Raw genomic sequence first — 15715 nt, 5'->3', positions numbered from 1 at the left:
ATGGCTAAATTTGCGGCGAACTTGAGCATGATGTTCAACGACGTACCTTTCACAGAACGTTTTGCCCGTGCAGCCAAAGCTGGATTTAAAGGCGTTGAATATCTGTTTCCTTATGAAGCGGCGGCGGAAGAACTGGCCGCCCTATTAAAACAGCATCAATTAACCCAAGTTCTGTTCAACATGCCCGCCGGAAATTGGGACGCGGGAGAAAGGGGGATCGCCTCTATTCCTGGCCGTGAAAAAGAATTTGCCGAAGGTGTACAAACCGCGCTGAAATATGCACTGGCGCTGAACTGCAAGCAAGTTCATGCGATGGCGGGAAAACTGGATGCCCAATTTCTGATACAACAACGTGAATGTTATATCAGCAACATTCAACATGCCGCTGATGTGATGGCAGAACATAACATCAACGTATTAATTGAACCGATTAATACTCGTGATATGCCAGGTTACTTTCTGACGACTCAGCATCAGGCTGAAACATTACTCAAATCAATTGACCGTCAAAATGTTTTTATCCAGCTAGATCTTTATCACTGCCAGATTATGGAAGGAGATTTGCTCCGCGCCATTGAACGTCTATGGGGTAAATTCAGTCACATCCAGATTGCCTCCGTGCCCGACCGCCACGAACCCGATAGCGGCGAGGTGAACTATCCGTGGCTATTTAACAAACTAGATGAAATGGGCTATCAAGGGTGGTTTGGCTGTGAATATCACCCTGCGGGTCACACAGAAGATGGTCTGAATTGGTTGACCAAAGTACAGAAATAATCAGGAGAAAATATGCTTCCATCAGAGCGTAGAGACTTTATTTATCGTTACGTACATGAATATCAGACAATTTCCATCAGCGCGCTGGTTAAACTGATGAATGTCTCACATATGACAGTACGGCGGGATATCCACACTCTGGAGGAGGAAGGAAAGGTCGTTAGCGTCAGTGGCGGCGTGCAACTTAGTGATGTTTTACGTCAGGAATTGCCCTGGAATGAAAAAGCCCGGCTTAATCATCGTCATAAGCGGGAAATTGGTCACTACGCAGTCTCTATGGTTGAAGATGGACAAGTGGTCTATCTTGACGCCGGCACCACCACGTTTGAAATCGCCAAGGTTCTGGCTGAGCGTTTTAACCTCACTATCATCACGAACGATTTTTCCATTACCCAATACCTGATGAACAAACCCCAATTAAATCTGTTCCATACCGGGGGACAGGTAGATAAGAGAAATCATTCCTGTGTCGGCCCTATCGCCGCTATGTTGCTTCGCAACCTAAATGTGGATATTGCCTTTATTAGCACCAGCTCATGGGATCTGGAACATGGTGTCTCCACGCCGCATGAAGAAAAAGTTTTAGTCAAACAAGCAGTATTGGAAATCGCCCGCCGACGTGTTTTGGTGTCTGATAGCAGTAAATATGGCAAATACGGCATGTTTCGCGTCTGCCCGCTTTCAAGTTTGGATGATATTGTCTGTGACAGCCAGCTTCCACCGAAAGTGCAGCAACAATTACGAGAACACAATCTGATATTACATACCGTCAGCGTATAAGGATAAGAACCCTATACCCTATGGATTTCAAGATGCGTCGCGACGGCAAGGGAGCGAATCCTCGGGAGCATAGGTAACTATGTGACCGGGGTGAGTGCAGCCAACAAAGAGGCAACTTGAAAGATAACGGGTATACCCTAAAGATTTCAAGATGCATCGCGGCGGCAAGGGAGCGAATCCCCGGGAGCATAGATAACTATGTGACCGGGGTGAGAGAGTGCAGCCAACAAAGAGGCAACTTGAAAGATGACGGGTATATATAACCAAAGCTATTAAACAAGGAGAGTCGCAATGAAAGTAATCATCACTGGTGGAGCCGGCTTTCTGGGTCAGCAACTAACCAACGCTTTACTAAACAACCATCAAACATTAAATTTCGACCAACTCATATTGACCGATATTCAATGTCCTGTATCACCGGTTAACGATCCCCGCGTCCAATGTCTGGCACTGGATTTAACTCAATCAGGAGCCGCGGAAAAGCTGATCGATGAAAACAGTGCGGTACTATTCCATCTCGCTGCCATTGTCAGTAGCCACGCTGAAAGCGATTTTGATCTCGGTTTGCAAGTTAACTTTGATGCTACTCGCAACTTATTAAACGTTGCACGGGTCAAAAATCCACAATTGAAATTTATTTTCACCAGCTCTTTGGCCGTATTCGGCGGAGAATTACCCGCAACCATTACCGAACAATGTGCGGTTAATCCTCAATCATCCTATGGCGCACAGAAAGCCATGTGTGAATTGATGATTAACGATTACTCCCGCAAAGGATATGTCGATGGCCGAGTTCTCCGTCTACCAACAATCAGTATCCGTCCCGGGAAACCAAACAAAGCGGCATCCTCTTTTGCCAGTGCTATCATCCGTGAACCTCTGCGCGGAGAAAGCAGCATCTGCCCGGTTTCCCGCGATCTTACTTTATGGCTTTCCAGCCCTGAAACCGTAATCCGCAACTTTATCCATGCGATTCAAATTCCGGCGGAAAAATTTGGTCTTTCCCGTACAGTTAATTTACCGGGTATAAGTATCACGGTTCAGGGCATGATTGACGCACTGGCAGAAGTTGCCGGGCAGAAAACAGTGAAACTCATCCGCTTCGAGCCAGACGAAAACATTAACCGTATTGTCGCCAGTTGGCCGGGTCACTTCGATATCAGTCGTGGCTTATCACTAGGTTTTCATGCTGATAATACTTTCAGTGATGCAATCCGGGCTTTTATCACCAATAACTTGTCCCTATCTGGAGGCTAATTATGGAACTCTACATTCCGGTCATTGGTCTGGGTGTAGCCGTATTTGCGTTGATCTTTCTGGTACTACGTACCCGTGTTCATGCTTTATTAGCAATGCTCATCGCAGCGGCGATCGCCGGGCTATCTGGTGGCTTAACCGCAGCAAATACCATTGATGTTATGACTAAAGGCTTTGGCTCCACACTGGGCAGTATCGGCATTGTTATCGGTCTGGGAGTCATGATGGGACGAGTGCTGGAAGTTTCCGGCGCCGCGGAACAGATAGCCTACAGCTTTATCAAATGGTTAGGTAAAAAACGCGAAGAGTGGGCATTAGCGATCACCGGCTATATTGTCAGTATTCCGATTTTCGTCGACTCTGCCTTTGTTATTCTCTATCCACTGGCAAAGGCACTCGCGAAAAAGGGAAAACGTCATCTTCTAACACTTGGCGTGGCGCTGGCCGGAGGATTGGTTGTTACCCACCACACTGTTCCGCCAACACCGGGGCCACTGGGGGTTGCCGGTATTTTTGGCGTAGATGTCGGCGCTATGATGTTAACCGGTATGGTTCTGGCGGTGCCTTGCGTTATTGGCATTGTATTTTATGCCAAATGGTTAGCAGTAAAATATCCTGAGTTTCAACCCATTGATGAAGCAGAAGAAGCGCAAGATTTACAAACAATCCACCAACGCTACATGGAAGAAAAGGCGGACAAACCGCTACCGAGCCTATTTTTCTCCCTGTTGCCGATTATTGTCCCTATCGTTTTGATCTTCATTAAAGCCATTAATGGCCTGCTACTAAACACTGAAACTTTTACTGGACAAGAAAACAACTTCTATTTCCAGACATTTGATTTCCTTGGCGCACCGGTTATTGCCTTAGCCATCAGTGTATTGTTGGCGGTTTATACCTTAATGCCAAAAGTCAATAAACATGAAGTGATTGATCGTCTGGAAGAGGGTTTACAAGCTGCCGGTATTATTTTATTGGTGACAGGAGCGGGCGGCGCGTTAGGAGCGGTACTGCGTGAAAGTGGTACCGGCACCATTCTGGCGCAATATATCGCCAATCTCCCCCTAACACCGGTATTGATTCCATTTATCATCGCGACACTGGTTCGCTTAATTCAAGGTTCCGGCACTGTGGCAATGATTACCGCCGCTTCTATTTCCGCGCCAATTATTAGTCAAATTCCGGGAATTAACATGCTGGTTGCCGCACAAGCAGCAACGATGGGATCGTTATTCTTCGGTTATTTTAATGACAGCCTATTCTGGGTCGTTAACCGTATGATGGGAATCAAAGATGCCAAACAACAGATGATCGTTTGGTCAATACCAACCACTATTGCATGGGCGATTGGCTTATGTGGCGTCATCATTCTGGATCTGGTGTTATAAACACCAAATCATTAGCAAAATTATCATTTAGCCTCTTTAAAAATTAAGAGGCTAAATTAATACATTGATCATACTATAACCTATTATAAAATTTCATTTATCAATTATCGAGGTATCCATTTTCCAGTGCTTCTATTAGATCAAAGACCTAAGCCGATGGCTAGACCTTTGTCATTAATCCGATAAGGTTATTAAGACCCTACATGATGTTTACTGACTTCATTTTCTAGCGCTTGATTCACGAAAGCATTAACCGTCACATCTTCTTCAAGTGCTAATTCTGCAATTTTTCTATGCAATTCTGGATTAACTCTAACATTAAAAACCCCTTTGTATGGCACATCAGGGTTTTTATTTAATTCCTTGCAGTCTTGCAAATACAAATCAATTGAGATCTTAAATTCATTTTCCAATTCTGCAATTGTTTTGGCTTCATAAGTCACTAAATCACGGATATATTCCAATTTACCAAAAAGAGTATTGTTTTCCAGATCAAATTCAATTGTACCTAAATAACCTTTATATTTTAAATATTTCATATCAACCCCACTTCTTTTAGAATCTGTTTCACCGCTTTTAATGTGCTACCTTTAATGTAATTTTCAGGATGAGGGCGGTGCATTAAAATTGTGTGAATCAATGATTGATTGATTGAAGAATCGTACCTTTGAACCTTGCTTTTCTTGTTTCTCATAATTTAATAGACTTAATAACACAACAAGTTCAGACCATTCAAAAGTCTTTTGGCTATTAAGAAACTTTTTTATCAGTTTCTCCGCTTTACTTACATATTCGTCCTTTCTCTCAAGGATGTAACTAATGATAGTTACATAAATCAAGTAAATCAAGTTTCTTGTGCAACAAAATGGCGTTAATATCCTTCAGATCGATTAAATGATATCATTACTATATATCTTCATAATATCATTCAATAAAATTGCAATATAATATTATATATTTAATGTTTTTATATTCTTCTTGATACTATTAATTTCAATAATATCTTTAATTACCAAAAATAAACCGTGCATTTAACACAATTCAATTAGACAATAAGGTATAAGATTACCCACACTTGCTTGTTAATAATATTAAAACAATCTTATCCATATTGTAAAACCTCAAGTTACTCAATAACAAATATTTATTTAACTTAATTTTAAATAATAAAAACCCATTAACTATAAATGAGGTATAAATATGCATATAATTGTTATTCTGCCAGACCGTATTGATATAGTATACGATGGAATTTTATCTCTATCATCGTATTATACAAGGATTACATTATGAAAGAAAAATTGCTTTTCATTATGGCTTTTATCAGCACGCTATCATTCTCATCGATGGCATATAGCGCCGAAGAAATAGAGATAATAAACGGTGAGCCTGCCGCATCGAATGAATTCCCATTCTATTCGGCACTTAATACAAAAGATGGAAATATTGAAGGACATCATTGTGGCTCTATATTAATCAATAAACGTTGGGTTTTAACAGCAGCTCACTGTGTTGAAGATGATAATATTAAATCCACAATCTATGTAGGATTAGAAAGATATAAACCGACACCAATATATAAGGATAAAGTTGATATTGAGAAAATAATTATTCATCCAAACTGGTTTACATCGCCAGAGAATATTCAGCATAAAACGGGAACAAAAAAAGAAGCACGAAAACGAGGACAATATGATATAGCGCTAATTAAGCTCAACCGAGATACTCATAGTAACGCATTTGCAAAACTCAATGGAATAAACGAAAACATTGAACTACCCGTTGGTACAGAATTAACGGTTATTGGTTTTGGCAGGACGGAAAGCGTATTAACTCCAGATATATTAATGAAAACCAATGAACATATTCTTGATGATAAGAAATGTATCGAAGTCCCCCCAGGATATCCTGATACAAATTATGATCCCAAAATAAATATTTGTTCTGGCAATCCAAATGGCGGTGTCGGCGGCGGAGATTCAGGCGGGCCATTAATGGTTAAAACAAATAACAACGACTATTTAGTTTCTGGATTAGTCTCTCGTTCACTGTTAAAACCAGCAGAACAGTTTACTAAGGTCAGTTTTTTCAATAATTGGATACTCGAAACTATGAAAAATAATTAATTCCTATTAAGCTAATATTCACATAAAAAACCAATAATAAGCAAATAAAATGCCTGAGAAGTGAAACACTCAGGCATAAAAAAGATCTTATTTTATATTGGTGATTCCTGCGATTTTTTATATCGAGATAATGTTGATGAAAAATTACTTCCTGCACTTTGCACTTTTCCTGTAATAACATTGACCGGTGATGACAATATCCCCGAACAGTTATGACAAGCGGCAAAATCATCTCCAGCTTGTTTTGTTGTTAATCGCTGAGTAAAAATAGATGATTGCAACATATCCCGCATATACTCCCCTATTTTCCGACTCCCAACAGCTTCCCCTGCCCTTTCATCTTCTAAAGTCAATAAATTATTCAGTGCTTGTACCTCTGCATGCAAACCAGCAATACCCGCCATCGTCGGTAATATATATTGATTATTAATAATATGATTTCTGATCAAAGATTCTACTACAGGGTGCAAAGGGTTTTCCTTACCATACATCTCTCTTATCCCTGAAATAAAGGCTTCAATATCAGTAATCTTATAAGCTTCGGCCTCGTCACTTTGTTGCATTTTCCATTCTTCTTTATCTTTTACTATTGATAATTTCGGACGTTTAATCAAGCTAATACCCGGGAATAATCTTCCATTCGCTAAATTTCTATCATTATCCTTAAAATTAACAAATTCATCGTCATAATCGCCATTATGCACATATCCTGCATGAGCGGCGAAATCTTGCAGAGATTTTTTTGAATAAATGAAATTTCCATCAGAAACACCTTCCTTTTTTAAACCCGGTTTAGAGAATTTACGCTGCTTTGCAGGTTTCAATTGCCCAAACTCTTGCGAAGCATTGAGAATTAATTGCGTTTTTCTATTAAAATCACCAAATTCAGGAAGCTGTTTTTTATAAGCTGACATAACTGCTTTTACATTAGGTAATTCCAAATGTAATGCGTCCAACAACCCTTCATTCGAAGTTTTGCTTTTACCAGATGTAACTGCTTTTTCGCGAATATCATTCTTGAACATTTCTACGCTCTCTATAATGGCTGAACTTGTGATACCTGATATTATTATTTTATGCCAAACAACATTGCCATGCTTTTTTTCTAACTACAAAATAAATCAATCAATTTCTGACAAATCAGATAGTAAAGAATATCGCTGGATTTAAATAAAAAAACATTAAACAAACCTACTATATTATAACAACCGTTTTTTAAACGAATTAATGACCTCAATAGTATTACCTTTCTTGCCGGGTGAAACAGTAGCATCTTCCGACAATACTTTGACATTGATCTTTCCTTTATCATCTCTAGCCAACAGCGCATAACTATAACCAGCCCTAATAGCAGGTTTTTCAGGCTTCATTTCGTCATAGTTAAAAACGCCAACATTCTCTGCCTCATTATCAATCACCACGCCCGGTTTACCCATATAGGTAATGACACTCTGATCATACTTTGCAAATATATTCACCAGATCGTTATTCTGTTCGCCAACCGTCATCGGCTCGCTGTCCGGCGAAAGGGCTTTATGGCTCTCATAAGTAGCAACAACACCCTGCCGACCTGTTTTCCATTCATTATCTCCGGGTCTCTGTCCCGTATGATAAGCAAAAAAATAGCCATCCTTCACGGCATATATCATAGTACAACCACTCAATGCGCCAGACGTAACAATAACCGGATGTCCCGCTTGAATATCCTTCAAAGCAATTCTAATCCCCACGGTTCCCGATGCGCCATTCACCACATTAATCCCGGTAATATTGGGGTCTAACGTATTTTTTCCCCAATGTACTCCTATCGCTCCTGAACCCGATTCTGATGATGTCACTTGATCACCAAGAAATCCCATTACAACATCATGAAAAGGATTTTCCTGACGGGGGACGTTATTTCTCAAAGGCATTGCCTGTGCAAGTTCCCGATTACTGTCATAACGATGGGCTATGACGGGCACGTTAATTGGCGCCTCTTCACTCCCCACCAATAACCCTTTATTCCTCAACGGGGAAATATATCCCTTATTAAGGCTTCTATCCGCAAGAAATTGCTTCAATCCTTTGGTTTGCCTGCTTTTATAACCTTCCCCCGACTCCATCTCATTATTTGAAAGCTCAAGATGTCCACCAGAAGAACTCGATAATGGCGACTGCGTGGCACTATTTCTAGTACGTTGTGTGGATATTGTTTGAGGATTAGCATGTTTTAACATTAATAGGCCCACTCCACTGTATTGGTTAAATTTATTACATCTAAGATTTTGATTTACCTAATATTATTTTCGCAATCCTAATATAAATATTTGAATAATACAATTCATTCGGGTTTACTAAATTTTCTATCATAATTATCAAGTATCGTTATCAAGTTTAGATTTTAATGTTTCAATATTTTCATAAAAGCTATTAGCATCGTATTCGGTCAAATAAATATCCACGCCTTGATCTCTCTTTACTCTATCCAATTTAACATTAGATGCATCTTTATGTATATCAAGCGTCTCTGAAACTAATGCTCTCTTTTCATCATCAGATAATAGATTAAACTCATGACTTAACAATGTTTTTAATTTATTAGGATGAACGGGATCTTTTCCTCTGGAATTTAACCAATCTGCTATTTTAAGCGGAGGCAATGCCCCTTCTCCCAAATCTGATTGATAGATATATCCCACTGTTTCCTGATCATTGGATGGGAGATCAATTAAAAACATATGCCCCAGTCGACGATCATTAACTAATGCAACATAATTTTTTGTACTATTGAGCTGATCAACTCTTTTAGCAAATTCATTGCCATCTATTTTTCCTGTCTGGGCCGCTTTTACTGGATCAACAGCGTGTTCCCCCTCAGTCATCAATTTAAATATATTTTGGGCGGATAAACCACAAACTGGCTCAGTAGGATCATAAGGATTTACCCCAACGATTTCTTGATAGGATCCAATACCACCGAATTCAGAAACAATTTCATCAATTGCCTTAAATATAGTTACCAAGTCCCGATCAGTGATTTTATCCTGCCAATTATCATTCCAAAGTAATTTATTTCCTTTTGGATCATTATGTAGTGCGATAATGTCATCTATCAATTTTACGGCATTTATATTATGTTTTTTTAACTTTGTTCTATCCTTTGTTCTCGATAAACCAGTAGAAATCTCTATTTCCAGATGATTACCCGTTTCTATATTTTCACATGCTCTATCTTTTCCGGCATGAGTTTCAATTTTTTCTGCAAGATCGCTGATCAGCATAATATTATCACCCAAGAGTTATAAGTAAGCAATAAGTAACATATAGATTAAGACACTACTAACAACAAGATGTTTTTATATAAAGCAATCAATAAAAATATTGTTATCTTCTATTACTCGCCATCTTATTATGGGTAATTAATTAAGTGATTATTTCTAAATGCTAATTAATTTATTAGAATCTACTTTATCAACAATAATACCTATGCCATTTATCTTAACAACCGCTTTACGGCTGTTTACCCATCTTGAAAGAATATCCTTTATTTCAGAACAATAGATTGAAAAAGTAATGCCTGAAACCTCAAGAATAATTTTTTCATTTTCTTGCTTATCATTATTGTCTACAATCGATAAGACTGGTTTAGTTATTAGATTCACTTTAGTTAGCGCCAAACGCACATCTTCTGTACCACCTAAATCAGTACATAATTCCGCTAACAAAGCTTGGTTTATTTGTGAACTAGTAGGATTCAATTTTTGATTTACAAAATGGGAAATCTCCATAACTGGCTCTATTGTATTTTTAATATCTTGAAGTTCTACCGGTGCGGTAACTGAATATAATAAAGAGAGTCTTGGACGATTACCAAGAGCTTGCCAAAAATTACCCAAGCTATTTAAATTCTCCTGCGGCGGAATGACTCTGGTGTAAGCACCAGGAATTTTGGGTAATTGACGATGATTAATCAATGCGTTCAAAACAGAGGTCATTATTTTTGCAGCTTGATTATCAGGTTGGCTATCCGGGTTACTGCCATCAACTGAGGGTTTATTCGAATGCCAGTAAGTAATTAAATAATTATAATTAATATTGACCCACCCCGGTAACAATAAATTAGTCACAGGGTTATAACGCTTTGGTTCAGCAGAGCGTAATTGCAAATCTTCATGTACATCATAGAGAAATATACTTATTGTCGGCTTCGATGGAATCGAATTTATCTCCGGCAAATCAAAACGAATATCAATATTATTTAAATATTGAGATAAAATATCTTTTAATGCATTATTAACTTCCACTATAGCATTATTAGGTTCAATGATATCTTTCATATCGACTCCAAACTTGATAAGCATTTAAAAAATCAGTCTACCACTCTTATTTAATTCGAGAATAACCGCCCGCTCTATATGCTGATGCTCAATTTTTTCACTATTATTTTCTGTGGCTAATATTGATGCCAATAAGGCAATATTTCTAATATTAGCTCCCGTTAAATCAGCCCGTTTAGCCAAATGTGCAAAATCAATTTCGTCGGATAATTTCAGTTGTTCAGGCCAAATAGTTTGCCACATTTTCTTACGTAATATTTCGTCAGGATAAGTAAAATGGGTAATAAAGGTAAAACGGCGATTAAAAGCGCTATCCAGATGGCTACGATTATTCGTGGCTAAAATCACCAATCCCGGATAATCCTCCAGCCGTTGTAACAGATAAGAAACTTCAATATTAGCATGTCTGTCCTGAGCATTCTTGGTTTCACTACGTTTGCCAAATAGTGCATCGGCTTCATCGAAAAACAGTACCCCGGAATCCATCTCAGCCAGGTCGAAAATACGAGCAATATTTTTTTCCGTTTCGCCAATATATTTATTCACCACGGTAGAGAGATCGACTTTAATCAAATCAACGCCAAGATGCCCGGCAATCACTTCTGCGGCCATCGTTTTACCCGTTCCCGATTCACCGTAAAATAGTGCGCTAATACCGGTACCATAGCCTATTTTCTCCTGAAATCCAGCACTCAAAATCTGGTCACGGTAATTAATTGCCGCGATAATTTCTTTCAATTGTTGAGCTAATTCATCAGAAACTACTAAGTCATTAAAATTACGCGTTGGCGTTATTCGTTTAGCCAGTTTACCTAAGTTCTGTTGAGCACGGAAACTTAATGCTTTACGTAAGTCTATTTCCTCTAATTGACCATCCGGTTGCCGTAATATTTGATATCGATAAGCTTCTTTTAGAATTAATGGCAAGGTTTCTGCGGTAAATGAGAAACGCTGGCACAATTGAGCAATATTAATCCTCTGAGCGGGATTATCCGGTAAATATTCTTTCAACATAGACTCTTTATCCACCAGCGTAGCTACCGGCATATTAATTTGCACTATTGGCAGATAATTAATCCATATTAATGTATCTCCCGGTTCCACTAAACAAACCACCCGTAACCTTGGTTGACTCAATAAAACGGATAATGCGTTATTCAATATTTTCTTTTCCTCTGCAAGCAAAGAAAAATTGCGAATTAATAAACAAGCATTATGTAACCGTGCTTCTCTCACTGCATCTGCTAACAAATTAACTATTACAGTTGAGTTCTCTTCCTCTGGTAATCGAGCTAAATTCAAGGTTAAAGTGCTGATTCTGTGAAACGCCATAATATTGCTGACCGCTAATTCTCTGGCATTGCCCTGTTTTCCTTTCAGTATCACCAGCGGACGAATTTCATCAGTTTCTTTCAATAATATCTTTTCAAGTGAATGACAAAGGGTTGGCGGATACCAAAGGCGTGAAACAGGATAATGCCAATAAGCACAAGTTATTAGGGGAGGCAAAATTACCTGTTGTCCTGATAAAAAATGCCAGACAGCGCTGTGAGTTAAAAATTGCGTTTGTAACCAAATAGGTTCTTCGTGGTTATTGAGCCGTAATAATTGGTTATTGATTAATGGTGCGTGTGGTAAAAAACTGTTTTGCAGGAATTGCCAGTCACTTTGGCGTTGACTAAATAATTCAATTGCTAAAGCAAAATTGGGCCACTGTTTTTTACTGTTACCATTCAGAGCGGCAAATAATGCATGATAACGGCTGTCAAAATGTGGCAATAAACCGAGTAATAAAGCATCATGCTCAAATTCTGTGAGTTCAAAACGTTCAATCAATAAAGACAATAAATCAGAGGTAAAGTGTTCTTCGGTTTTCGGATGAATAATAATGTCACCTTCCTCAAATAGCCAATGAGGAAAACCCTGCGGTTGTGCCAAATATTCTTCTACCTTATCCTCAGTAAGTAAAAAACTCTCCGGTAATAAATCGTACCGTTCCCTCTTTTGATAATAGTAGCGCTGTAATAACAGATCGATACGTTCCAAATGGGGATAAATCCAATGTAATTCAGCTACCACATAGTGACTATTTTTAAGTAAAGAGTTCATATAAACCTTTTAAATATTTTGCCAGTCAATCTGTAAATGATGATTTAGCCAGGGAAGTTTAGCGATATTTAACGGCCACGGCCAGTCGGCTAATAACAGATCAAATGGCTGATGTTGTAGTGTAATTTTTATTTCCTGTTCATCTATCAGCAATTCACCCGGTCGTTGTAAAAACAGTTGGCGGGCATCATTTCGGCTCAGTTTTTTCCAGCCCGGAAGTTGAGCGATAATTGCATCCAACCACTGTTCTATTATCAACTGTTCTTCTGGTTCAATAGGGATTGATTGCATCTCTTCATCAATCGTTAATCCGCATAAAACTTTATTCAATATTTTTCTCTCTACCTGCCCCTCTTCACTCCCCCAAATAAGATAGTCCAGGAAATCAATCGCCATAAATTGAGCTTGACGATGAATAAATTTTTTCTCCTCAAGTAGATCTAATTGATTAAACAATGCAGGTAACATCGGCCATAAAATTAATATCCCAGCATTACTTACCTGATATGGAGAAGATAAATCTGATTCAGGATATGGCCGGTTAATAGCCCGAGGTTGAGGTTGAGGTTGATTACAATTATTATCTTTATGGCGCAAATTATCTGGTGTTGATAATATTGGTTGTTCTTGAGAAGTTTGATGCTGATTTAATTGTAGTAAATCTTCCCGATTCTCTGGAGATAATTTCTGTAATAGCTCAGTAATCATTGAATTAACCGGAACTATTTGCTGTAAAGATTGTTCTCTAGAAGTCTGTGTTTCACAACCAAAACGATTGACTAAAATTTTATATTCCTGAAAAGAGAGGTGTTTCTTACACAATTTTGGAATCCACTCTATTTTCCAAATCTGTTTCAACCATTTATTTAATAAGGTATTTTCAGCGACGATATTCTGGCGAAATAACGTAATAATAGGCACAATATCAAGCATACTGCTATCAAATTCAGCCATGATATATGATATCACTTTCATATCTGATTTGGGTATTTCCTGAATATTATGCCGCTGTATATATCCCAATGCATTCAATACCAATTGCCAAGAGGAAACTACCTTTCCTTGATGCTGAGATCTATCTATATTCTCTGATAATTTGCAATTAATCGCGGTTAATAAATCTGGTTGACTGATAGCTAAAAGCCGCTGCAAGCCATGCTCAGATAAGCAACTTTTTGCCAATAATAATGCTAAATTTTTCTCTATTCGCATTAACTGATTAATTAAAACTTTAGTATTAACATCAATATTTCTGTTATCTGCTATTACTTTTTCAGGATTTAATTTAACCTCTTTTTGATATAAATACTGGATAAATTCCTTAATATCAGATAAATCATTACTATGTAATAAAGAGGATTTACCGGTATTCTGGGATATTATTGAACCCTCCGTAATAATTTTTTCCTTATTATTTTTACAATATTGATCCAATGCTTTATTTATTGCAATATTAAACCTAATAGGAAATAATGAATTAAAATCATGAAAATTTATTTCACCCAGATTCAGCGTTAATTTATCTAAATAGATATCCTGACTAGTCGCATGTTGATTAAAGTATAGATTAAGTAATTTACTTACACTGATCTGATTAAGCATGGAACTACGTAATACTTTTTTAGCTACCTGTTGATTATTAGCTTCAATAGTAATAGCAATTCGATTTAATAAATTTAGCTCCGAAGTCATAAATAGCACTCCCTTTACGATTAATGAACAAATTAAAGCTTCATAATGAAAGCAAGAATATAATAAGGAACTGTTATTTTATTACTATGGGAATGTTTGCCTGTGTTTTTCACATCAATATCATGATTGTGTGTCTCTGGACTGTTTCCATTTACAACACCTTTAGATGTGGTCATCCCTGTTGAGTAATAGAGATATCTATTGTTGGTATTATTCGAAGAAGCTACCGCTCTCTTGTTTGAATCGATCTTATAATAACCATGCTGGGCCATTATCTCTGTGTCAATTATTATTCCACTAAGATGATTGTGATTAGGTATTTGACCAATAGATAACGATCTCTCATTTGTTCTGCCATTGATATTTAATGTAGCCTCATCAGAATTAAAACTAAATGATTTACCATCTTTAGGTCCTGAAACTTTAGTATTACTTTGCCCTTTAACACCAGAAAAATCCCCGCCTAAAATAAATCGATCGATCAAATTTGGTGTATCATTTTTACCATCACACAATGCCCATCCCTCAGGAACACTACTACCAGAAAACATCACAATCATTCCTCTGGGGAGTACTTTGTTAGGATCAATACTGACACCTTTATCATCAACCTTAATACCATTACCCGCTTTAACTGAAACACCATTTTTATCAACATTAATACCATTACTAGCTTGAACATCTAATCCCTCACCACCTACTTTTACTCCCCAGCCAATTCCTACAGATATCCCAGTAGATTCAACTTTGATAGTTGTATTTTTTGTCTTTACAGATACACCTTTATTATCAACATTGATACCATCATTGAATTTTACTGAAACACCACTACCCTCAACCTTAATACCGTTAGCGGCCTTTACATATATTTTATCTGTATCTACAACAATACCATTACCTTGACCAACAGATATTCCATTGTCTTTATTAATCAGACCACTACCAAGATCTACAGATAAAATATCATCTTTTAACATTAATGGAGAAAATCCGTTATTGGCGATGGTACCCATTTTTAAATTAAGTGTACCATTATCATCCAGTTTCAATCCTGCTCCCGGTCCATTTTGTTGCGGGGCTTTTCCAATTGCTTTACGACCAATATCAGCAATATCAATCAAGTTTTCATAATCAGTCTGTAATGGAATACTCCCTGCTTTAAAGCGTTTTTTTAAATCATCCGCGGAAAGGTCTTCTATTTTATCATTACTATTTTCTGGATTAATCTCTACATTAGATAAATCGTTATTCTTTTCCATTTTCATCA

The 15715-nt window shown here is 37.8% G+C and carries 13 protein-coding genes; 5 read left to right on the top strand and 8 right to left on the bottom strand.

The window, feature by feature from the left end:
* From otnI to EAE92_RS10580, 4 genes are all read left to right on the top strand, one after another.
* Positions 1 to 777: a 2-oxo-tetronate isomerase gene (otnI, locus tag EAE92_RS10595; protein WP_214068052.1), complete on the top strand. Its 777-nt coding sequence runs from the start codon at positions 1 to 3 to the stop codon at positions 775 to 777.
* 12 nt (positions 778 to 789) lie between these two features.
* Positions 790 to 1557, top strand: coding sequence for a DeoR/GlpR family DNA-binding transcription regulator (locus EAE92_RS10590; RefSeq protein ID WP_214068051.1), 768 nt, complete (start codon positions 790 to 792; stop codon positions 1555 to 1557).
* A 291-nt stretch (positions 1558 to 1848) separates the two neighbouring features.
* A complete protein-coding gene (gene denD, locus EAE92_RS10585) occupies positions 1849 to 2814 on the top strand; it encodes a D-erythronate dehydrogenase (protein WP_214068050.1) in 966 nt (321 codons plus the stop codon).
* 2 nt (positions 2815 to 2816) lie between these two features.
* Positions 2817 to 4202 (top strand): GntP family permease, encoded by a 1386-nt coding sequence (locus EAE92_RS10580; protein WP_214068049.1) that lies wholly within the window; start codon positions 2817 to 2819, stop codon positions 4200 to 4202.
* 191 nt (positions 4203 to 4393) lie between these two features.
* On the opposite strand, the gene EAE92_RS10575 is transcribed toward EAE92_RS10580, so the two are convergent.
* Positions 4394 to 4741 (bottom strand): type II toxin-antitoxin system HicB family antitoxin, encoded by a 348-nt coding sequence (locus tag EAE92_RS10575; protein ID WP_040148744.1) that lies wholly within the window; start codon positions 4739 to 4741, stop codon positions 4394 to 4396.
* A gap of 750 nt (positions 4742 to 5491) precedes the next feature.
* Here EAE92_RS10575 and EAE92_RS10570 point away from each other — a divergent pair.
* On the top strand, positions 5492 to 6328 hold the full coding sequence (locus tag EAE92_RS10570) for a S1 family peptidase (protein ID WP_214068048.1): 837 nt from the start codon (positions 5492 to 5494) through the stop codon (positions 6326 to 6328).
* A gap of 92 nt (positions 6329 to 6420) precedes the next feature.
* Here the strand turns inward: EAE92_RS10570 and EAE92_RS10565 are convergent, their stop codons facing one another.
* The 7 genes from EAE92_RS10565 to EAE92_RS10535 all read right to left on the bottom strand — a co-directional run bounded on the left by EAE92_RS10565 (position 6421) and on the right by EAE92_RS10535 (position 15707).
* Positions 6421 to 7353 (bottom strand): YwqJ-related putative deaminase, encoded by a 933-nt coding sequence (locus tag EAE92_RS10565; protein ID WP_214068047.1) that lies wholly within the window; start codon positions 7351 to 7353, stop codon positions 6421 to 6423.
* A 174-nt stretch (positions 7354 to 7527) separates the two neighbouring features.
* A complete protein-coding gene (locus EAE92_RS10560; RefSeq protein ID WP_214068046.1) occupies positions 7528 to 8547 on the bottom strand; it encodes a cytotoxic necrotizing factor Rho-activating domain-containing protein in 1020 nt (339 codons plus the stop codon).
* A 138-nt stretch (positions 8548 to 8685) separates the two neighbouring features.
* Positions 8686 to 9591 (bottom strand): cycle-inhibiting factor, encoded by a 906-nt coding sequence (locus EAE92_RS10555; RefSeq protein ID WP_214068045.1) that lies wholly within the window; start codon positions 9589 to 9591, stop codon positions 8686 to 8688.
* A gap of 156 nt (positions 9592 to 9747) precedes the next feature.
* Complete coding sequence (locus tag EAE92_RS10550; RefSeq protein ID WP_214068044.1) at positions 9748 to 10647, bottom strand: Pvc16 family protein; 900 nt, start codon at positions 10645 to 10647, stop codon at positions 9748 to 9750.
* 24 nt (positions 10648 to 10671) lie between these two features.
* Positions 10672 to 12756: an ATP-binding protein gene (locus tag EAE92_RS10545; protein ID WP_214068043.1), complete on the bottom strand. Its 2085-nt coding sequence runs from the start codon at positions 12754 to 12756 to the stop codon at positions 10672 to 10674.
* A gap of 9 nt (positions 12757 to 12765) precedes the next feature.
* On the bottom strand, positions 12766 to 14448 hold the full coding sequence (locus tag EAE92_RS10540; RefSeq protein ID WP_214068042.1) for a contractile injection system tape measure protein: 1683 nt from the start codon (positions 14446 to 14448) through the stop codon (positions 12766 to 12768).
* 32 nt (positions 14449 to 14480) lie between these two features.
* Complete coding sequence (locus EAE92_RS10535) at positions 14481 to 15707, bottom strand: tail fiber protein (protein ID WP_214068041.1); 1227 nt, start codon at positions 15705 to 15707, stop codon at positions 14481 to 14483.
* Between the last annotated feature and the right edge of the window lie 8 nt (positions 15708 to 15715).

The organism is Photorhabdus hainanensis (genome assembly GCF_018448965.1).
Taxonomy (GTDB): Bacteria; Pseudomonadota; Gammaproteobacteria; order Enterobacterales; family Enterobacteriaceae; genus Photorhabdus; species Photorhabdus akhurstii.
The sequence above is the reverse complement of the archived record's forward strand: the minus strand, read 5'-3'. Positions and strand labels throughout refer to the sequence as shown.